The organism is Aeromonas crassostreae, assembly GCF_054052445.1.
This window is the reverse complement of record NZ_JBSTYM010000017.1, coordinates 1-19,843: the sequence shown is the minus strand read 5'-3', so window position 1 is coordinate 19,843 and position 19,843 is coordinate 1. Positions and strand designations below refer to the sequence as shown.

20 protein-coding genes are annotated in these 19,843 nt (G+C 65.5%); 6 read left to right on the top strand and 14 right to left on the bottom strand.

Annotation, left to right across the window (positions count from 1 at the left end):
• Window positions 1-6: 6 nt before the first annotated feature.
• From ACW5W4_RS13695 to ACW5W4_RS13645, 11 genes are all read right to left on the bottom strand, one after another.
• Complete coding sequence (locus ACW5W4_RS13695) at window positions 7-1,059, bottom strand: protein-glutamate methylesterase/protein-glutamine glutaminase (RefSeq protein ID WP_456689754.1); 1,053 nt, start codon at window positions 1,057-1,059, stop codon at window positions 7-9.
• A gap of 29 nt (window positions 1,060-1,088) precedes the next feature.
• The gene (locus tag ACW5W4_RS13690; protein WP_456689753.1) at window positions 1,089-1,421 is read right to left on the bottom strand and encodes a hypothetical protein; all 333 of its coding nucleotides are present in this window, start codon (window positions 1,419-1,421) and stop codon (window positions 1,089-1,091) included.
• Window positions 1,422-1,620: 199 nt separating this feature from the next.
• Window positions 1,621-2,430 carry a CheR family methyltransferase gene (locus ACW5W4_RS13685; RefSeq protein ID WP_456689752.1) on the bottom strand — a complete coding sequence of 270 codons (810 nt, stop codon included), beginning with the start codon at window positions 2,428-2,430 and terminating at the stop codon, window positions 1,621-1,623.
• Window positions 2,431-2,573: 143 nt separating this feature from the next.
• Window positions 2,574-4,652, bottom strand: a complete 2,079-nt coding sequence (locus tag ACW5W4_RS13680) for a methyl-accepting chemotaxis protein (RefSeq protein ID WP_456689792.1) — start codon at window positions 4,650-4,652, stop codon at window positions 2,574-2,576.
• Window positions 4,653-4,787: 135 nt separating this feature from the next.
• Window positions 4,788-5,354: a chemotaxis protein CheW gene (locus tag ACW5W4_RS13675; protein WP_408795189.1), complete on the bottom strand. Its 567-nt coding sequence runs from the start codon at window positions 5,352-5,354 to the stop codon at window positions 4,788-4,790.
• 11 nt (window positions 5,355-5,365) lie between these two features.
• The gene (locus ACW5W4_RS13670; RefSeq protein ID WP_456689751.1) at window positions 5,366-7,285 is read right to left on the bottom strand and encodes a HAMP domain-containing methyl-accepting chemotaxis protein; all 1,920 of its coding nucleotides are present in this window, start codon (window positions 7,283-7,285) and stop codon (window positions 5,366-5,368) included.
• Window positions 7,286-7,298: 13 nt separating this feature from the next.
• Entirely contained in the window at window positions 7,299-9,491 is a 2,193-nt protein-coding gene (locus ACW5W4_RS13665) for a chemotaxis protein CheW (RefSeq protein WP_456689750.1), read from the bottom strand.
• 18 nt (window positions 9,492-9,509) lie between these two features.
• Window positions 9,510-9,797, bottom strand: coding sequence for an STAS domain-containing protein (locus ACW5W4_RS13660; protein ID WP_427261171.1), 288 nt, complete (start codon window positions 9,795-9,797; stop codon window positions 9,510-9,512).
• Between the two features lie 51 nt (window positions 9,798-9,848).
• On the bottom strand, window positions 9,849-10,217 hold the full coding sequence (locus ACW5W4_RS13655) for a response regulator (RefSeq protein ID WP_041995781.1): 369 nt from the start codon (window positions 10,215-10,217) through the stop codon (window positions 9,849-9,851).
• A gap of 9 nt (window positions 10,218-10,226) precedes the next feature.
• Window positions 10,227-11,408, bottom strand: a complete 1,182-nt coding sequence (locus ACW5W4_RS13650) for a methyl-accepting chemotaxis protein (RefSeq protein WP_456689749.1) — start codon at window positions 11,406-11,408, stop codon at window positions 10,227-10,229.
• A gap of 203 nt (window positions 11,409-11,611) precedes the next feature.
• On the bottom strand, window positions 11,612-12,697 hold the full coding sequence (locus ACW5W4_RS13645) for a ketoacyl-ACP synthase III (protein WP_427261114.1): 1,086 nt from the start codon (window positions 12,695-12,697) through the stop codon (window positions 11,612-11,614).
• A 186-nt stretch (window positions 12,698-12,883) separates the two neighbouring features.
• Here ACW5W4_RS13645 and ACW5W4_RS13640 point away from each other — a divergent pair, with 186 nt between their 5' ends.
• The 5 genes from ACW5W4_RS13640 to ACW5W4_RS13620 all read left to right on the top strand — a co-directional run bounded on the left by ACW5W4_RS13640 (window position 12,884) and on the right by ACW5W4_RS13620 (window position 17,381).
• On the top strand, window positions 12,884-13,828 hold the full coding sequence (locus ACW5W4_RS13640; protein WP_456689748.1) for a LysR family transcriptional regulator: 945 nt from the start codon (window positions 12,884-12,886) through the stop codon (window positions 13,826-13,828).
• Between the two features lie 109 nt (window positions 13,829-13,937).
• Window positions 13,938-14,549: a LysE family translocator gene (locus ACW5W4_RS13635; RefSeq protein ID WP_456689747.1), complete on the top strand. Its 612-nt coding sequence runs from the start codon at window positions 13,938-13,940 to the stop codon at window positions 14,547-14,549.
• Window positions 14,550-14,752: 203 nt separating this feature from the next.
• Entirely contained in the window at window positions 14,753-16,600 is a 1,848-nt protein-coding gene (locus ACW5W4_RS13630; RefSeq protein ID WP_456689746.1) for a peptidase U32 family protein, read from the top strand.
• Between the two features lie 156 nt (window positions 16,601-16,756).
• Window positions 16,757-17,086, top strand: coding sequence for a DHCW motif cupin fold protein (locus tag ACW5W4_RS13625; RefSeq protein WP_456689745.1), 330 nt, complete (start codon window positions 16,757-16,759; stop codon window positions 17,084-17,086).
• Between the two features lie 37 nt (window positions 17,087-17,123).
• Window positions 17,124-17,381 (top strand): DUF1272 domain-containing protein, encoded by a 258-nt coding sequence (locus ACW5W4_RS13620; protein ID WP_456689744.1) that lies wholly within the window; start codon window positions 17,124-17,126, stop codon window positions 17,379-17,381.
• A gap of 10 nt (window positions 17,382-17,391) precedes the next feature.
• Here the strand turns inward: ACW5W4_RS13620 and ACW5W4_RS13615 are convergent, their stop codons facing one another.
• The gene (locus ACW5W4_RS13615; protein WP_456689743.1) at window positions 17,392-17,874 is read right to left on the bottom strand and encodes a DUF2938 domain-containing protein; all 483 of its coding nucleotides are present in this window, start codon (window positions 17,872-17,874) and stop codon (window positions 17,392-17,394) included.
• 73 nt (window positions 17,875-17,947) lie between these two features.
• Between ACW5W4_RS13615 and ACW5W4_RS13610 the strand changes: the two genes are divergently transcribed.
• Window positions 17,948-18,361, top strand: a complete 414-nt coding sequence (locus tag ACW5W4_RS13610) for a helix-turn-helix domain-containing protein (protein ID WP_456689742.1) — start codon at window positions 17,948-17,950, stop codon at window positions 18,359-18,361.
• Window positions 18,362-18,373: 12 nt separating this feature from the next.
• Here ACW5W4_RS13610 and ACW5W4_RS13605 read toward each other — a convergent pair whose 3' ends face one another.
• Complete coding sequence (locus ACW5W4_RS13605) at window positions 18,374-18,850, bottom strand: methylated-DNA--[protein]-cysteine S-methyltransferase (protein ID WP_456689741.1); 477 nt, start codon at window positions 18,848-18,850, stop codon at window positions 18,374-18,376.
• Window positions 18,847-19,843 (bottom strand): DNA-3-methyladenine glycosylase family protein (locus tag ACW5W4_RS13600; RefSeq protein WP_456689740.1); only part of this gene is annotated, 997 nt, incomplete at its 5' end. The genes ACW5W4_RS13600 and ACW5W4_RS13605, both read right to left, overlap by 4 nt.

Here is a 19,843-nt window from a genome sequence, read left to right as displayed (position 1 = left end):
GAGCGACTAGCTGGCGATCAGCTGGTGGATCTGGTCGAGGGGCACTGTGTGGCGGGCCGCCCCCAGCTTGATCGCCTCCTTGGGCATGCCAAAGACCACGCAGGAGGCCTCGTCCTGGGCATAGGTCATGGCGCCCGCGTCCAGCATCTCCTTGAGGCCGCGGGCGCCGTCATCCCCCATGCCGGTCATGATGATGCCGGTGGCATTCTTGCCGGCATGCTTGGCGACGGAGCGAAACAGCACATCGACCGAGGGACGATGACGGTTGATGAGGGGGCCATCCATCACCTCCACGTGATAGTAGGCGCCGCTGCGCTTGAGCAGCATGTGCTTGCCCCCCGGCGCTATCAGGGCGAGGCCGGGGATCACCCTGTCGTTGTGGCACGCCTCGCGCACTTCTATCTGGCACAGGCCGTTGAGCCGGGCGGCGAAGGCGGCGGTGAATTTCTCCGGCATGTGCTGGACGATGACGATGCCTGGGCTGACCCTGGGCAGGGCGGTGAGCACCCGCTCCAGAGCCTGGGTGCCGCCGGTGGAGGTGCCCAGCGCCACGATCCGCTCCGTGGTCTGGGCCATGGCCTGGGAGGGGGCGGGCAGCCAGCCATCCATGTCTATCCTGGGGGGCACGGTGAGCGGCGGCTTGCCCAGTCGCTTGAGATTGGCCATGGCCGCGCCGCGCACCGCCATGGCCAGTTCGTGAGCGGACTCCTGCAGGAAGCCCTTCAGCCCCATGGTGGGCTTGGTGATGATGCTGACCGCCCCGGCCGCCATGGCCTGCAGGCTGGTTTCGGCCCCCCGGGTGGTGAGGGAGGAGCAGATCACCACAGGGGTGGGCCGCTCGGCCATGATCTTTTGCAGGAAGGTGATGCCGTCCATGCGCGGCATCTCCACATCCAGCACTATCACATCCGGCCAGGCCTTCTTGAGTTTCTCCAGGGCAAACAGGGGATCCGAGGCGGTGGCGATGACACTGATATCCGGTTCCCGCTCCAGCACGCTCTGCAACACCTGCCTGACCACGGCGGAATCATCGACCAGCATGACGGTGATCTGTTTCATTGGCTTGTCCTTGTTCGGTAAGAGAGCGACTACCTGAGGCCGGGTTCCGGTGCCAGGGGAGAGTGCCTGACCCAGACATGACCAGAGCCCAGCTCGAAGATCAGGGATCTGTGGCCTGTGCCGCCCAGATCGTGGGCGCTGACCGTCAGGCCATGACGCCGAACCAGGCGCCAGGCCGCCGCCACATTCTGGCTGGCGATGTCCCGCGGGTGGCGATCGCAGAACTGGGGGAACATGTTGCCCCCGCCAAACAGCTTGGTCACATACTCTTTGGGGTCGCTCCCGGTCTCGTTTATCGCCGCCAGCAACAGGGCCAGGGCTTCATCTGCATACTTGCCATCCAGCCGCCCTCGGCCTGCCACTGGCGGCGGGGCCCCCCGGGGGGGGGCCCGCCGCCAGGGGGGCGGCCCGGCAACATGAAGTGGCACATGCCTCCCCAGTGGTGGTGAGGGTGCCAGAGTGTCAGGCTGACGCAAGAGCCCAGCTGGGTGCGCATCTCCAGCGCCTCCTGGCTGAACAGGGCCTCACCGGGTTGCAGCTGCAGCGCCTTCATGGCCAGGCTCAGGGCTTGCGGTAGATGGAAGGGGAGATGAGTTGCAGGCCGCACTGCAGGCCATGGAGGCTCTCGGCATGGCTGATGATGAGATAGCCTCCCCGGCGCAGCAGGGGCACCAGGCGGGCCAGCACCTGCTCCTTGGTCTCCCGGTTGAAGTAGATCATCACGTTGCGAATGAAGATGAGGTCGAACTGCCCCAGCTCCGGCAGCGGCTTGCTGAGGTTTATCTGGCGAAACTGCACCCTCTCCCTGAGTTTGCGATCGATGAGAAAGGTGCCCTCCTGCAAGCCAATCCCCTTGAGGCAGTATTTCATCAGATAGGAGGTGGGGATGTTGTGGGCGCGATCCATGGCGTAGAGGCCCGCCCTGGCCTGGGCCAGGACCCGGCTGCTGATGTCCGAGGCAAGGATCTCCCAGGGAGCCGACGGCCGCCGTTCGGCCAGGGTCATGGCGAGGCTGTAGGCCTCCTCTCCGGAGGAGCTGGCGGCGCTCCAGATGCGCAGGGGTCGCCCCTGGGGAAAATCGGGCAGCACTTGCTGGCTCAGAAACTCGAAATGCTTGGGTTCGCGAAAGAAGTAGGTCTCGTTGGTGGTCAGCAGATCCAGGGCCAGCTGCAGCTCCTGTTTGGCGTCATCGTGCATGATGAGGCGAAAGTAATCGCCAAAACTTGGCAACTGGTAATGGGAGAGCCGCTTGGCGAGGCGGCTGCTGACCAGCGTCTTCTTGGCGGGAGAGAGGTCGATGCCGGCGGTCTGATGCAGCCAGCGCTGAAATTGACAGAACTCCTGATCGCTCAGGACGGCATGTTCCAACACGGGTTCTCTCCTCCCGTCACCGGGACGGGGTAGACGGGGCTGGCGGCTTGCATCTGGGTTCAAACGCGTCATAAATCACCCGTCTCATGGATCTTCGGCTGGCTTGCATGGTGGGGCGGGGAGGGAGCTCCCCGCCGTTCGGATCAGAAACGGACGAAGTCGCCTTCCCCATAGGCGCGGCCATGGGCGGCCGAGATCTCCTGGGCCCCCCCCTCCTGGTTGTGACGGCGACCGTTGCTCTTCTGGGCGGGCTGCCTGAGCTCGGTCACCGTCTTGTGCTGCACCAGGGTGAAGAACTCCATGGATTGCTGCAGCTGCTCTGCCTGGCCGCTCATCTCCTCGGCGGTGGCGGCCAGCTCCTCGCTGCTGGCGGCGTTTTGCTGGGTCACCTGGCTGAGCTGACTCATGGCCATGTTGATCTGGCTGACCCCGGTGGATTGTTCCGCGGAGGCGGCGCTGATCTCCTGCACCAGATCCGAGGTCTTGTTGATGGAGGGCACTATCTGATCGAGCAGCTCTCCCGCCCGCTCCGCCATGTCGACGCTGCTGGAGGCCAGCTCCCCTATCTCCTGGGCCGCCACCTGGCTGCGTTCGGCCAGCTTGCGCACCTCGGCGGCGACCACGGCGAAGCCCTTGCCATGGTCACCGGCCCGGGCCGCCTCGATGGCGGCATTGAGGGCCAGCAGGTTCGTCTGGTAGGCGATGTCATCTATGATGCTGATGCGCTTGGCGATCTGCTTCATGGCATCCACCGTCTGCTTGACCGCGTCCCCTCCCTCGATGGCCTCCTTGGCCGCCTTGCTCGCCATGCCGTCCGTGACCTGGGCGTTCTCGGTATTTTGATTGATGCTGGCGCTCATCTGCTCGATGGAGGCACTGGTCTCCTCCATGCTCGACGCCTGCTCGCTGCTCGACTGGCTGATGCTCTGGGCGGTGGCGCTCACCTGCTCCGAGGCGCTGGAGAGGTTGTCCGAGGCGCTGCGCACCTCTGTGACTATGGTGGTGAGGGCCGCTATGGTCTGGTTCAGGGCATCCTTGGTGGTGCCGAACACCCCGGGATAATGGGCGTCTATCTTCTGGGTCAGATCCCCCTCGGCCAAGGCCTGCACCACCCGGATCACGTCCTTGAGGCTGGTGTCTATCACGTCGGCAATCTTGTTGATCCCCTCTCCCAGGTTCTTGAAGAAGCCCGCCTTGTCGGCGAGGGCCATGCGCTTGCTCAGCTCGCCATCGATCACCGCCTGGACTATCTCGGACACCTCCCGCTCGATGGCAACCTCCTTGGTGCGATCGCTCCACTCCACCACGGAGCCAAGGCGCTCGCCGTCATCGGCAAAGACGGGGTTGGCGACCAGGGAGAAGGTGCGGCCCCCGAGCAGGATCTGGGTGCGATAGGTGCTGGCGAGCTTGGCCAGCATGCCCCGTTGATGGCCGGGATTCTTGTGGAAGCTGTCGATGTTGCTGCCCATCAGCTGGCTGGTATTGAAGTGGGGCAGCTCGCTCTTGATGTCGTGCTCGGCCTCGACCAGCATGGTCTTGACCGACTCGTTCATGTAGATGATGTCGAGGTTGTTGTCGGCGATCATCACGTTGGTGGTGGCGCAGTCGAGGGCCTTCTTGACCCGCATGCTCTCGTCCGAGGCCTGTTTGGCGGCGGCATTGGCGGCCTTGACCTCGTTCTCGATGGCCACCTCGCGGGTGCGATCGTTCCACTCCACCACGGTCCCGAGCCGCTCCCCCTCGTCATTGACCACGGGACTCGCGATGAGGGAGAAGATGCGTCCCCCCAGGCTTATCTGGGTGCGGTAGGTCTTGTCGAGCTTGGCCAGCATGGCGCGCTGGTGGGAGGGATGCTTGTGAAAGCTGTCGATGTTCTTGCCCATGAGGCCGCTGACCTCGAACGCCGTCAGCTCCTTCTTGATGTCGCTCTCGGCCAGGGTCAGCATCTCCTTGATGGCCTCGTTCATGTAGATGATGTTGAGGTCGGTGTCGGCGATCATCAAGTTGGTGGTGGCGCCATCGAGGGCCTTGCGGACCCGGAAGTTCTCGGTGTGGGCGAGCTGGCTGGCCTGAGTCTGTGCCAGGTTGCTGCGCACCGTCTGGCCGAGGCGCTCGAGCAGCTGGTTGAACTCCTGGCACAGCGCCAGCAATGGGCCGCCCAGTCCGTCGAGGCGGATGGCTTGCTCGAACTGGCCGCCGGCGGCGGCGAGGTTGACGGCCATGGCATCCGTCAGGGCGTGATCGAGCTGGGACAACAGCCGCTCGTGGTCGTCGTTGCCAAACAACTTGCCGAAAAATGATTGAGTCATGAGCCTTATCCTTGTGCTGATACTCGAGTGATAAAAGTATGTTGCTGCCTATTGGGTCACGGCGATGGCCGCATCCGGGCGATGGGTTATCTCATGGAGCAGGGCCATCTCGTCGATGGAGAGCACCTTCTGGGTGTTGAGCAGGATGACGAACTTGCCATTGACCTTGCCCATGCCGCTGATGAAATCGGAACGGATCCTGGCGCCGAAGCTCGGCGGCGGTTCTATCTCGTGCCTGGGAATGGTCAGCACCTCGGAGACGGCATCGACCACGACCCCTATGTCCTGGGAGCCTCCCTCCTGGTCCCCCTCCTGACCCTGGGTCTCTATGATGACGATGCAGCTGCGGCGGGTGACCGTCGAGGCGGCATTGCCAAAGCGGGCGTTGAGATCGACCACAGAGACCACGGCGCCCCTCAGGTTGATGACGCCCCGGATGAACTCAGGCATCAGGGGGATGGGGGTGATATTGCCGTACTCGATGATCTCCTTGACCCCCAGGATGTTGATGGCAAACATCTCCCCCTTGATGAGGAAGGTGAGGTATTGGGCATCGCCCTGGGTCGCCGCGGGCAGAGGCGTGGACGCCAGGGTCAGTTCGGTGGATGGATTCATGGGGCCTCCGGTCAGAAACGGACAAAATCGGCGTCATCAACCGGCCCGCCGTGGACCGGCTGCGCAGGTTGGGACGAGGTCAGGAAGTGGCCGCGAGGCTGGGCCGGCTTGGCCCGCACCACGCTGGCGCCTCCCTGGCCCGCGGGGGCTCTGGCGGCCAGGATGAAGAAGTCCATGGTCTGCTGCAGCTCCTCCGCCTGGCTGCTCATCTCCTCGGCGGTGGCGGCCAGCTCTTCGCTGCTGGCGGCATTTTGCTGGGTGACCTGATTGAGCTGGTTCATGGCCTGGCTGATCTGGGTCACGGCCCCCGCCTGTTCGCCCGAGGCGGCGCTGATCTCCTGGACCAGGTCCGAGGTCTTGCGAATGGAGGGGACTATCCGTCCCAGCAGCTCGCCGGCGCGCTCCGCCTGCTCCACGCTGCTGCTGGAGAGCTCCCCTATCTCCTGGGCCGCCACCTGGCTGCGTTCGGCCAGCTTGCGCACCTCGGCGGCGACCACGGCAAAGCCCTTGCCATGCTCCCCGGCCCTGGCCGCCTCGATGGCGGCGTTGAGGGCCAGCAGGTTCGTCTGGTAGGCGATGTCGTCTATGATGCTCACCTTGCGCGCTATCTGCAGCATGGCGCTCACCGTCTGCTGCACCGAGGTGCCGCCCTCGCCGGCCTCCTGGGCCGCCTGGCCGGCCATGGCATCGGTCTGGCGGGCGTTGTCCGTGTTCTGGTTGATGCTGGCGCTCATCTGTTCGACCGCCGTGCTGGTCTGTTCGACGCTGGCGGCCTGCTCGCTGGTGGCCCGGCTCAGAGACTGGGCGGTGACGCTCACCTGATTGGAGGCATTGCTCAGGCTGTCGGTGGCGCTGCGCACCTCGTCTATGATGCCGGTGAGGGCGGTGATGGTGTCGTTCAGGCCATCCTTGGTGCGACCGAAGACGCCGGGGTAGGGCTGCTCGATGCGCTGGGTCAGGTCGCCCTTGGAGAGGGCGGTGGCGATGCGCATCACGTCCCCCAGGCTGGTGTCCGTCACCTCGGAGAGGCGGTTGAGCAGCTCGCTCAACCGTTTCACATAGCCCTGGCGCTCCGCCAGGCTGATGCGGTAGCTGAAGTCCCCCTGCTCCACGGCGGCGCTCACCTGCTGCTCTATGTCATTGATGAGGGCCCCCAGCTTGTCGACCATGTATTGCATGGTCTCCAGCAGCTGGCCCGCCTCGTCCCGGGAGCTGACCTCCAGATGCACGTTCAGATCCCCCTCCGCCAGCTGGCGGGCGGCCTTGAGTGCCTGGTTGATGGGGCCCGTGATGCTGCGGATCAGGCGCAGGCCGAACCAGATGGCCGCCAGCAGCCCGACGCCGATGCCGACCATCACCATGGGCAGCAGGGTCTGGTAGGCGGACTGGGCATGGTCGAACTCCGTCTTGGCGACGTCGAGCTGCAGGTTGACCAGCTCGGTCACCTTGTTGCTGATGGGGTCGATGGCGTCATAGAGGTGGCCATCGAACTCATTGAGGGAGCCGGTCACCAGCCCCTGCCGGTTGGCCAGCAGCTGGATGAGCCGGTCGATCTCCCGGTTTGCCGTCTCAAACAGCGCCAGAGCCTGATCCGAGAGCCGTTGCTCGTCCGGGGTCAGGCTGGTGGCCTGATAGCGCTGCCACTCCTGGGCTATCTGCTGCTGGGCGGCCTGGATCTCCTTGAGGGCGGCCTCGGCGCTGATGAGGCCGGCGTTCGCCTTGTTGACGTTGTCTACGACGGCGATGGCATAGCGATCCGCTATCTCCTTGAGCTGCTTGAGGGGCACGACCCTGTCCTGGTAGACCCGCAGCAGGCCCTGATTGCCCTGCTGCATCCCGTACAGTCCCAGGCTGCTCAGCAGCAACAGCAAGGCGCAGAGGGCGCCGAGCAGCAGGAAGAGGCGGGTCTTGATGGTGGCATCCTTGAACATGGCTCGCTCCTACTCAATTGATACTGGGTTGGCTCTGGGGTGACCCGGCGCCAGTGTGGTTCAGCTGATGCAGCTCACGCCGGATGGCCGACTGGAGCAGGGCGGGGATATCCAGGATCAGGGCGATGTCGCCTCCTCCCAGAATGGTGGAGCCGCTGATGCCGCTCAGCTGGTTGTAGAGTTTGCCGAGGGGCTTGATGACGGTCTGCAGCTCGCCGAGCAGCTCGTCCACCACCAGTCCGGACTTCTGGCCGCCGTGGCTCACCACCACTATGTTCTCCCTGCGTCCCGGCTGGCCCGAGAGCGCGAAATAGCGTTGCAGCCGCACGAAGGGCAGCACCTCGCCGCGCAGATTGATGTAGTCCCGCCCCTGGGTATCTTGCAGCGCCAGCTCGGTCAGCTCGACGCATTCGATGACCATGTCCAGGGGGATGACATAGTGGGCGCTGCCGACCCGCACCAGGAAGCCGTCTATGATGGCCAGGGTCAGGGGCAGGCGAATGCGCACCAAGGTGCCCTTGTCCGTCTCGCTGTGCAGCTCGACGCTGCCGCGCAGGGCCTGGATGTTGCGCTTGACCACATCCATGCCGACGCCGCGCCCCGACAGCTTGGTCACCTCCTCGGCGGTGGAGAATCCCGGCTCGAAGATGAGCTGATACACCTCCTGATCGCTGAGCTGTTGCCCCGGGCTCAGGAGGTCGCGCTCCAGGGCCTTGCTCAGGATCCGCTCCCGGTCGAGGCCGGCGCCATCATCCCGGATCTCGAGCACTATGCTGCCCGAGTCATGAAAGGCGTTGAGGGTGAGGGTGCCCTGGCTCGGCTTGCCCGCCAGGCGGCGCCGCTCGGCCGATTCGATGCCGTGATCCATGGCGTTGCGCACCAGGTGCATCAAGGGGTCGCCAATCTTCTCCACCACCGACTTGTCGAGCTCGGTGTCGGCCCCCGAGATGCGCAGCACTATGTCCTTGCCCAGCTCCTGGCTGACGTCTCGCACCACCCGCTGGAAGCGGTTGAAGGTCTCGCCGATGGGCACCATGCGCAGATGCAGGGCCCCATCCCGGATCTCCTCGACCAGCATGGCGATGACGGAGGTGGCCTCCTGCAACTGGCTGTCGCGATAACGCTGGGCCAGCAGGTTGGCCCCCGAGCTGGCCACCACCAGTTCGCCGACCAGGTTGATGAGATCGTCCAGCTTGTCGGCGGGCACCCGCACGAAGCGCTGCTCCCTGCTTTTTTGCTCCTTGCCCTGGCTCTGCTTCCTGAGGGCGGCATCGACCACCACCTCGTCCACCGCCCCCTGGGCGACCAGGATCTCGCCGAGCCTGGGGGAGGGGTCTTCCCCCCTCTGCTGGCAGAGGCCGGCGTCCAGTTCGGCCTGGGTGAGGGCCCCGGACTTGACCAGCAGCTGGCCCAGCCGCTCGCTCTCCTCGGGCAGGGCCGCCATGAACGCCAGGTACTCCTCCACCTTGCTGCCCGGCGGCAGTATGACGATTCGGCAGTCATCGCGAACGAACTCGAACACCTCGGCGATGCTCTCCTTGCTGGCGCTGGAATCGAAGTCGATCTCGTAGCCGAGGTGGCAGAGCTCGGGGTCGAACCCCTGCCAGGGGGGGATGGCCCCGGTGATGGTCTCCATGGTCACTATTTTGCCCAGGGTGGCGAGATAGCGCAGGAAGGAGGTGGGCTCCATGCCGCTCTTGAACACCTCGGTGCCAAAGCGCAGGGAGATGTGCCAGAGCCCGCTGGTGGTCCGGGGGGGCTCGCGCTCGATGTGCGCCGGCCCGCCGCCGTGCAGCGGGGGGAGGGCATCTTCCCGGGGCTGCCAGACGAGCAGGCGCTCGCGCAGCGCCGCCTCCCTGGTGAGATCCTCGGGCGCCGGCTCTTCCCCTTGCTCGACCACAGTGCTGACCAGCAGGTTGATGTGATCGCAGCTCTCCAGCAGCACCTTGATGAGGGGAGCCGAGATGGCGAGCCTGTGGTTGCGCACCTGATCGAGGATGTCCTCGACGATGTGGGTAAAGCCGATGATGGGGGTCAGCCCGAAGAGGCCGGCCGATCCCTTGATGGTGTGAGCGGCCCGGAACACGGCGCCGATGAGCTCGTCATCGCCTGGCGTCGATTCCAGGCTGAGCAGGGCGGACTCCATCTCCACCAGCAGCTCTCTCGCCTCGACGAGGTAGGTTTGTAGCGCCTGATCCAGATCCATGCTCGGGCTCCTTGTCGCCTAGTCATTGAGGGTATAAAGCAGCAGGGTGGGATCGCCGAAGTAACCCGAGAGGTTGCACAGCTCGATCGCCTCCAGCACCACCTGGCTGTGAAACAGCAGGTGCAGGCTGCCCCCGCGGCGCCCCGCCTCCTGTTTGGCGGCGATCAGCAGTTGCAGACCGGCGCTGTCGATCTCGCTGACCCCGGAGAGATCCATCTCTATCTCCCTGGGTTGTTCGAGCCATTCGCTCATCTGCTCCTTGAGCTCGCTGGCGTGATAGATGGTCATCTCACCCTCCAGCCTCATGGCAATCTTGTCTGGCAGTGACGTTGCGTGCAGCGGCATAGGACCTCCTGACTAGGGCATGATGAGCTTGGCGACGGCGGCCAGCATCTGTTCCGGCTGGAAGGGTTTGACCACCCAGGCCTTGGCGCCGGCGGCCTGGCCCTCCTGCTTCTTGCTGTCCTGGGATTCGGTGGTCAGCATGATGATGGGGGTGAACTTGTAGCTGGCCAGCTTCTTGGCCTCCTTGACGAAGCTGATGCCATCCATGTTCGGCATGTTGACGTCGCTGATGATGAGGTTGATCTTCTTGCCATCGAGCTTGCTCAAGGCATCCCGGCCGTCACAGGCATCGATGACATCGTAGCCCGCGGTCTTGAGGGTCATGCCGACGACCTGACGAATGGTCGCCGAGTCATCCACGATTAAGATGGTCTTGCCCATAGCGCTCTCCTAAAAAAAGGTGATGTCCGTGTCTGTCTTTTGGGAAGGGGTCTGCTTGCCGTGGTGAAGGTCCCGCTGCTCGTCGGTGGCGTAGGAGAGTTCCATGTCTGCCAGCCAGCGCTGGGCGTCGATGGCGATCCGCTCGTGGGCAGGGGCGCGCTTGGCGTGGAGGAGGTGGTCGTACAGGCTCTCCATGTTCTGCCGGACATGGCTCAGGATCTGGCTGACCCTGTCCTGGAACTGGAGTGAGACGATGAGATCCGAGATCTCGGCATGAATGCCGCTGCTCTCGTGCTGCAAGAGGGCGGCGGATTCTGCCAGGCTGGCGGTGGCTTCATGGAAGCGGGTCAGCACCTGCTCGATGGATTGCTCCGAGTGAGCGACGGATTCGTGATCCCGGGCCGCCGCCGACTCGGCTATCTGGAACACCTGGGCGATGCCGGTGTTGATGGTGTCGACCTTGCCGGACATCTTCTTGGCGGTCTCGCTGGAGAGGCGCGAGAGGGTGCGTACCTCGTCGGCCACCACGGCAAAACCGCGGCCCGCCTCCCCGGCCCGGGCCGCCTCGATGGCGGCGTTGAGGGCGAGCAGGTTGGTCTGGGACGCTATCTTGGCCACATCCAGGGCCATGGCATTGAGCTCCTGGGTGTAGGCGGTGAGCCCCTTTATCTCCGTCAGCATGGCGTCGCGGTTCTGCTGGGTCGCCCGCATGCTGGCCAGCACAGTGCCCAGCTGGCGCTGACTCTCGGCCAGTACGGCCGCCATCCCCTCCGAGTTCTCCCCGGCCAGGTCCCCGGCCGCATGGTGGGAGGCGGTGACCGCCTCCTCCAGCTTGGTGGAGATGCCGACGAAGCGTTCGGTGAGGCTGATCATGGCCCCCTCGCTCTGCTGGCGGGAACTCTCTATCTGCTTGGTCCAGATGGGGACGGCCTGTTCGCAGACCTGCTCCAGACCGGCCAGGGCGGCGCCACTGCTCTGGGCCTGCTGCTCGGGAGCCTGGGGCAACGGGGGGGCGGCTTGGCCTCGGCCGAGCCAGAGGCCGATGCCCAGCGCCAGCACCAGGTTGATGGCCAGGTAGGGATAGGGCCAGCCCTGGGTCGCGAGGCAGAGCAGGACGCCGTTAGCGGCAGCCAGGGCGAGCACCCAGAAAAAGGGAGCCCGATTGGGTAAGAAAGTGCTGTGTTTTGCCATACATGAGCTCATCCGTGAACACGAGGTGGGCGATCGACACTGGGGTGGTAGCGCACTATCTAGTTATTAATTACCGATCGCTCAGTAATGGTAGCCCAAAAAGAAAAAAGGCAAGGGATCAGCAAGATAAAGAAACAAGGGGCGGGTCTGGCGAGAGGAGGCAAGCGGAGGATGGCGTTGCGCCATCCTCTTTCGGGTCTTGTTTAGCGGGGGCGGTCGGCCTGCTGGCAACCCGCGACGGCGCTGGCGATGAGCTCGAGCCCGGTCTGCTGGCAGGGGGGCAGTTCGTCGTCACACTGGGCCAGTGGCGTGACCCGATCGCCCCACTTGATGAGGGCGGCGCCCCAGGTCAGGCCGGCGCCAAAGGCGGCGGTCAGCAGATAGCTGTCCGGTTTGACCCGGCCCTGCTCCAGCGCCTCGCACAGGGCGATGGGCACGGTGGCGGCCGAGGTGTTGCCGTACTGGGCTATGTTGACCATCACCTTCTCCATGGGGGCATCCATCCGCTTGGCCAGGGTCTCGATGATCCTGAGGTTGGCCTGATGGGGCACGATGAGATCGACCTGCTCCGGGGTGATGCCGGCCTGGGCCAGCACGGCGCCCGTGGCCTCGCCCATGCCCCGCACGGCGCGCTTGAAGATCTCCTGCCCCTCGAAATTGAACGCAAACAGGCCGTCAATCTCGGCGAAACGCTCGCGATCTGTCCCGAAGTTTGGGATGTGCAGGATCTCGCGGGCCTCGCCGTCACAGCCGAGCTTGTTGGCAATCAGGCCGCTCTCCCGCTCGCTCGCCTCTATGATGACGGCGCCGGCGCCATCGCCGAACAGCACGGCGGTGTCGCGCTTGGCCCAGTCCAGCAGCTTGGTCAGCCGCTCGGCGCCAATCACCAGCACCCTCTTCATCATGCCGGTCTGCACCAGGGCGGTGCCGACGGAGAGCCCGTAGACGAAGCCGGTGCAGGCGGCATTGAGATCGAACACCGCCGCCTTGTGGGCGCCCAGGGCCTGCTGCACGGCGGAGGCACCGTTGGGGACCAGCGTGCCCGGGGTGGCGGTGGCGAGAATGATGCCGTCGAGCTGGCTCGCCTCGAGGCCGGCGCAGGCCAGGGCGCGGCGGGCGGCCAGGGTGGCCAGGGCCGAGCAGCTGACATGGGAGACCCGGCGGGCCTTGATGCCGGTGCGGGAGTGGATCCACTCGTCCGAGGTCTCCATGATGGTGCTGAGGTCATCGTTGCTCAGCACGGCGGGGGGCAGGCACTTGCCCCATCCTGTGATATTGGCAAAAGTCATGGCGTTACCACTTGTCTCTGGGCCCCTGGCGAGGCGCGGCATGGGGCGGAAAATCGCGCAATTATGACGGAGCGGCTGCCATCTGTCATCCCGATGCCCGGATCCGGCGAGCCGGGAGCTGGTCAGGTTCGGGTTGGGGCCGGGGACGTGCTGGATTAAGATGGAGCCGACGACAAGGAGTCCACCGTGAGCCCAAGCCTGAACCCGAATGTGAACCTGAATCTGTTGCCCACCCTCAAGGTGCTGCTGGCGACCCGCAACCTCAGCCGGGCGGCGGAGCAGTTGCACCTGAGCCAGCCGGCCATCAGCAAGCAGCTGGGACAGCTGCGGGAGGCCTTTGGCGATGAGCTGCTGGTGCGGGAGGGGCAGCGCTGGCTGTTGACCCCGAGGGCCGAGGCGCTGGCCGTCGAGCTCGGGCAGGCCCTGGGCGCCCTCGAGCGGCTCTATGCCCCCGCCACCTTCGTCCCCCAGCGCTGCGAGCGGGTGTTCCGGCTCGCCTCGTCGGATTATGTGGCCCAGTACATCCTGCCCGAGATCTGCGCCGAGCTGGCGCGTCAGGCGCCGGGGGCGGCGCTGGAGTACAGCCTGTGGGACAAGCGCCAGTTGCCCGAACTGTGGCGATCCGAGCTGGATCTGGTGTCCACCATCACGGATCTGGTACCGGATCAGATCCGTGGCCTGCACCAGGGAGAGGACAGGCTGGTGGTGTTGATGGGGCGTCATCACCCCCTGGCCGGACGCCCCCTGACCCTGGCGGATTATCTGGCCTGGCCCCATCTGCAGGTGAGCGGCGGCGGGGACAAGGACAGCCCGGTGGAGCAGGTACTGGCGCCCCAGGGGCTCTCCCGGCACTGGTTTGCCCGGGTGCCGTTTTTCCAGGCGGCCCTCGAGGTCTTGCTGCGCACCGACTGTCTGATGACCACCCCGGCCCATATCGCCTGGCAGCTGAGCCAGCAGCACGGGCTCTGCTTCGTGGACCTGCCGTTTGCGACCCGCTGCCAGCAGTACCACCTGATGTGGCACCAGCGCCATCATCAGGATCCGGCCCATCGCTGGTTTCGCGAGCTCGCCTTCCCCTTCCTGCGCAACCATCTGCAACGCACCCTCAAGGCGAGCCGGGCCTGGCTCTGAGCCCGGCGCCACTATCATCCTGGGTTATGGGATCTATTCATAACTTTCACTACAGGCATGGTTCACCCGGCGCTACCTTGACCCCAGACAATCGATTGGAGTAGATGAGATGGAGTGGAGCAGCTGGTTGGCCCTGGTGGCCATCTGCGTGATGGGGGCCATCAGCCCGGGGCCCAGCCTGGCGCTGATCATTCGCAACACCATGCAGGGAGGGCAGGGCCACGGTGTGGCCACCGCGCTGGGCCACGGTCTGGGGGTCGGCATCTATGCCCTGATCACGGCCCTCGGTCTCGCCATCCTGCTTACCCAGACCCCGCTGCTGTTCGATCTCATCCGCTACGGCGGGGCGGCGTTTCTCGCCTGGCTCGGGATCAAGGCGCTGCTGGCCAAACCCGCGGGCGGTGAGGCCGGCCGCGAGGAGGGGCATCCGCCCCGGGGCCGTCAGGGGGCGTTCGAAGGCTTTATGGTGGCCTTCCTGAATCCCCAGCTCGCCATCTTCTTCATCGCCCTGTTCAGCCAGTTCGTGCATGTCGACACCGGCTGGCGCGAGGGGGGCATCATGATGCTGACCGCCGGCGGCATCGATGCGCTCTGGTACGTGCTGGTGGCCCTGCTGCTCTCCCGCGGGCCTGTCCTCTCCTGGCTCAAGGCCAAATCCACCGTGATCGACAAGGTGAGCGGCCTGGTGCTGCTGGGGCTGGCCCTCAAGGTGGTGATCTAGACCCGCGTCGGGTGCCAGCGTGGTCGGCACCCTCTCTTTGCTCCCTTCTCCCCTGGCGGGAGAAGGGCTGGGGATGAGGGGGCAGCCAAACCGCGTACCGAGTCAATCCTGCATTTTGCGGTGATCTTAAGCGGGATCAAGGCGGGGGGCGCCGGGGCTCGTTAGAGTGACGGGCATTTCTCGTCCGCCTTCAGACCAGACCCATGCAGGATCACACCCAGACTAACCGCCTCGAGTTGCTGGCCCCGGCCAAGCACCTCGCCTATGGCATCGAGGCCATCAACCATGGCGCCGATGCCGTCTACCTGGGCGGCCCCGCCTTCGGTGCCCGCAGCGCGGCGGGCAACAGCCTCGAGGACATCGAAGCCCTGGCGCGCCATGCCCACCGCTTCGGCGCCCAGGTGTTCGTCGCCTTCAATACCTTGCTGCACGATAGCGAGCTGGAGCAGGCCCGGCGCCTGACCCATCAGATCTACGAGGCGGGGGCCGATGCGCTGATCGTGCAGGACATGGGGCTGCTGGCGCTAGATTTGCCCCCCATAGCGCTGCACGCCAGCACCCAGACCGACAACCGCACCCCGGAAAAGGTAAAGTTTCTGCAGGACGTGGGCTTCTCCCAGGTGGTGCTGGCCCGGGAGCTCTCCCTTGCCCAGATCCGCGAGATAAGCGCCGCCACCAGCGTGCAGCTGGAGTGCTTTGTTCACGGGGCGCTCTGCGTCTCCTACAGCGGCCAGTGCAACATCAGCCACGCCCGCACCGGGCGCAGCGCGAACCGCGGCGAGTGCGCCCAGCTCTGCCGGCTGCCCTGCTCCCTGCAAACGCCCATGGGGGAGGTGCTGGTGGAGAACAGCCACCTGCTCTCCTTGAAAGACATGGATCAGAGCGCGAACCTGGAGGCGCTGATCGCCGCAGGGATCCGCTCCTTCAAGATTGAGGGGCGCCTCAAGGGTCTGGACTACGTCAAGAACGTCACCGCCTGGTATCGCCAGAAGCTGGATGCCATCCTGGAGCGCCGCCCCGATCTGGTGGCCGCCTCCGCCGGTCGCTGTAGCTACACCTTTACGCCGGATCCCAAAAAGAGTTTCAACCGGGGCAGCACCGACTACTTCCTCCATGGCCGACAGCCAGGCATCGACTCCCCCAGAAGCCCGAAATACCTGGGGGAGCCGCTCGGCCGCGTCAGCAGGGTGACCCGCGACGGCATCGAGATCGACGGCCAGGCCGTCACCCTCAACAACGGCGATGGCCTCGGCTTCTTCAAGCCGGGTGGGGAGCTGGTGGGGATGCGCCTGAACAAGGTGGAAGGCAGGCGTTTGCTGCTGTCCGAATCCATGCCTGGTCTCCAGGTGGGTACCGAGATCTTCCGCAACCACGATCAGGCCTTCAGCAAGCAGCTCGAAAAGGAGAGTGCGGACCGGCGCATCCGGATCGATATGCGGCTCTCTGAGTGCGACGAGGGATTGCGACTCGAACTGGTCGACGAGCAGGGCATCAGCGCCGCCGTCACGCACCCCTGCCACAAGCAGTTGGCCGACAACCCGGCGCGGGCGCTGCAACAGGCCAGGGATCAGCTCGGCAAACTCGGCAACACCCTGTTTGTGGCCCGCCAGATTGAGTTGGCAGTAACGAGGCCCCTGTTCATTGCCGCATCCATGCTCAACGGCCTGCGCCGGGACGGCATTGCCGCCCTGGAGGCGGCCCGTCTGGCTGCCTACCGGCGACCCGAGCGGCGCATTCCCCTGCGAGGCGCCGTCTATCCCCAGCATCGGCTCTCCTACCTCGGCAACGTGCTCAACGGCGCGGCAGAGCAATTCTTTCGCGAGCACGGGGTGGGGAGCATAGCCCCCGCCTATGAGGCGAACCAGGAGCAGCGGGAAGTGGTGCTGATGACCACCAAGCACTGCATCCGCTACAGCCAGAATCTCTGCCCGAAGGAGGTGCCCGGTCTCAAGGCCGAGCCCCTGGAATTGAAGATGGGTAAAGACAGTTTCCGCCTGCGCTTTGACTGCAAGCGCTGCGAGATGCAGGTGATGGGCAGCCTCAAGCGCTGATGGCCTGTGCGGTCACCCTTCTGGGCATACCTTCTGGGCATACCTTCTGGGCATAGGGCGGCAGCGGATTTGATGGCAGTATGGGGCGCTGCCTTGTCACGGATATCCCGTGGTGAGGCGCCTTTCCCCAGCCTTCTTCTGACATAAGGATCCGTCATGAACATCAATGCACTGCCGTTTTGCACCACCAACTGGGCCGACATCCCGCCGACCGAACATCAGGGAGAGCGCGGCGTCGCCCGATGGCACAGCCAGCAGTTCGGGGATCTGCGGGTGCGAATGGTGGAGTACTCCCCCGGCTATCTGGCGGATCACTGGTGCAGCAAGGGCCATGTGCTGCTCTGCCTCGAGGGGGAGTTGCACACCGAGCTGCAGGATGGCCGCGTCTTCACCCTGACGCCGGGCATGAGCTATCAGGTGGCGGACAACGCCGAACCCCATAGATCCTACACCGAGCAGGGCGCGCGCCTCTTTATCGTCGACTGAGCCGCCCTCTCTCCCGCGTCCCCTTCAAGAACTTGCCATGCTTGAACTCAGACCCAACTGTGAATGCTGCGATCGGGATCTGCCCGCCGACACGGCGACGGCCTACATCTGCTCCTTCGAGTGCACCTTCTGCGCCCAGTGCAACGATCAGTATCTTCACCTGTTCTGCCCCAATTGCGGCGGCGAGCTGGTCAGGCGCCCGCGCCGCCCGGCGGCCAAGCTGGTGAACAACCCCGCCTCCCTCAAACGCGTCTTCAATCCGGCTCTGAAAGCGACACTGGGCAAGGGGCGCTAGTTAGCGCCCCTCACAGGGCGTGCAGCGCCCAGCCAGAGAGATACAACCCCAGGCCGAACACGGCATGGTTGATCAGGCTGTGAACCCGGGTCGACGCGGGATTCGGCGTGCGGGAGGCGGCGATGCCCGCCCCCATGCAGGGCTGCATGACCAGAAAAGGGGCCGCCACGGTGACAAGACCCAGGACGAGGGCCGGGCCCGGGGTGGGCGCCAGCAACCAGCCCTGACCCTGGATGGCGATCAGCAGGGCGGCGAAGGCGATGCCGATGAGGTAGTGGGCGCTCCAGCCGATGAGGCCTTCTGCCGGGATGGGACTGGCCGCCCCCATGGCCTCATGACGGAAGCGGCCCTGGCCCATGTGGCCCAGCCAGCGCCCCATCATGGCGTAGCTCGGCAGCGGCATGCCAAACAGCGGCTTTCGCGCCACCCCCCACAGATCCATCAAGGCGGTTGCGCCGATCCCGATGAGCAGCACGGCGAGCGGAGTGTTCATGGTTTTTCCTTCCCTTGTGTTGAAACTGACGCTAGCGTACGACTTCAAGTCGACTTGAAGTCAAGGGGAGAGTATGGACATTTCCGAGGTGGTGAAGCGGTCCGGGGTGCCCGCCTCGACGCTGCGTTTTTACGAGGAGAAGGGGCTGATCCAGTCCCTGGGCCGTCAGGGGATCCGGCGCCAGTTTGCGGCCAGCGTGCTGGAGCGTCTGGCGCTGATCGCCCTGGGGCGGGCCGCCGGTTTCTCTCTGGACGAGATTGCGCATATGTTCGGGGAGGGCGGGCAGCCCGAGATAGACAGGGAGCGACTGCTGCACAAGGCCGAGGAGCTGGATCGCACCATAGGGCAGTTGACGGCCATGCGCGACGGTCTGCGCCATGCCGCCATCTGCCCGGCGCCGAGCCATATGAGCTGTCCCACCTTTCGCCGCCTGCTGGGGGCCGCCGCCCGTGGCGTCATCCAGGGGCGCAAACCGCCGCGCCCCTGAGCCGGGGGCCCTTCAGCAGTCGATCCCCTCGAGCGCCAGCAGGGCCTGCTTGATGGGCAGGCCCCCCGCATAGCCGGTCAGGTTGCCGTTTTGCCCTATCACTCTATGGCAGGGCACTATGATGGAGAGCGGATTGCGGCCGTTCGCCGCCCCCACCGCCCGCACCGCGCTCGGCTTGCCGATGGCGCGGGCGATGTCGCCGTAGCTGCGGGTCTCCCCGTAGGGGATGTCGCACAGCGCCTGCCACACCGCTTGCTGAAACGCCGTGCCTTGCGCCGCGAGGGGCAGGGTGAAGCGCTGCAAGCGGCCCGCGAAGTAGTCCCGAAACTCGGCAAGGAAGGGGGCCAGGGCCTGCGGGTCTTGCCGCCAGGTGTTCTGGATGAGGGGAGGGCGCTCGCCGGCCAGAAAATCCACGCGGCACAGGCCGCGCTCCTCGATGGCCACCAGCAAGGGGCCGCAGGGGGTGGTCAGCAGATCGTAACGGATCATGATGTCGTCTCCGGGTTGTCGGGGCGCGCCACCTTGGCGCCTCCCGCAGGGGATGTGGAAGTAATGCCCAGCAGCGCCGGGGCCGTGCTCATGGCGTGCCACAGCCAGCTGGCGCCATAGCCGCGCCAGGGGTGCCAGGGTGCGCTTCGTTCCAGCACCTCCTTCACCGGCAGCTTGTCACCGCCCCCCAGCGCCTTTTGCAGCACGAGATCCGAGGCGGGGAAGGCGTCCGTGTCCAGCCCGCAGCGCAGCCGCCAGTAAGCGACCGTCCAGGGGCCTATGCCCGGCAGCGCGAGCAGTTGCTCGTCCCTTGCCGTGGCGAGGGTGAGTGCACCGCTCGCGAGCGCCGAGGCCACGCCCTGCAAGGTGCGGATGCGGCTGCCCGGCATGCCGATGCCGTCCAGATTGAGCGTGCACAGCTGCGCCGGGGTCGGCAGCGCCGCCGCGCCAAACTGCGCCTCTGTGCGCGCCACCAGCCGGCCCATGATGGTGATGGCGCCCTTCACCGACACCTGCTGGCCGACGATGGCGCGCAGCAGGACTTCATAATCGCTCCAGCCCGCAGGCAGGCGCACCCCGGGACTGTGCGCCGCGAGGCGTGCCAGCAATGGATCCTGCGTCAGGTGCGCGCTGATCTGGGCGAGATCCGCATCCAGATCCCACATGCGTCGCACTCGGTGCAGTATGTCCGGCAGCGCGCGCGGCGCCACGCCACGCAGCGTCACGTTCAGGTAGTGACCGTCCCCGGGTTCGACCCGGATCCAGCCCGTCTGCCCCCGATAGTCATAGCGCCGCTCGTAGCCCTTTTCATCGACCCGCTCCAGCCCGGGGATGGCGCGCAGCCGGTAGAACGCCAGCATGGCGGACACGTCATAGGGGGGGCGATAACCGAGGCGCAGCGTGAGCGGCGCCTCCTCCCCGGGGGGCTGCCCCCGCGCGCGCGCGGCCCGCGGCGGCCTGGCGGAGGCGGGCGGCCCGGCGACAATGAAGCGG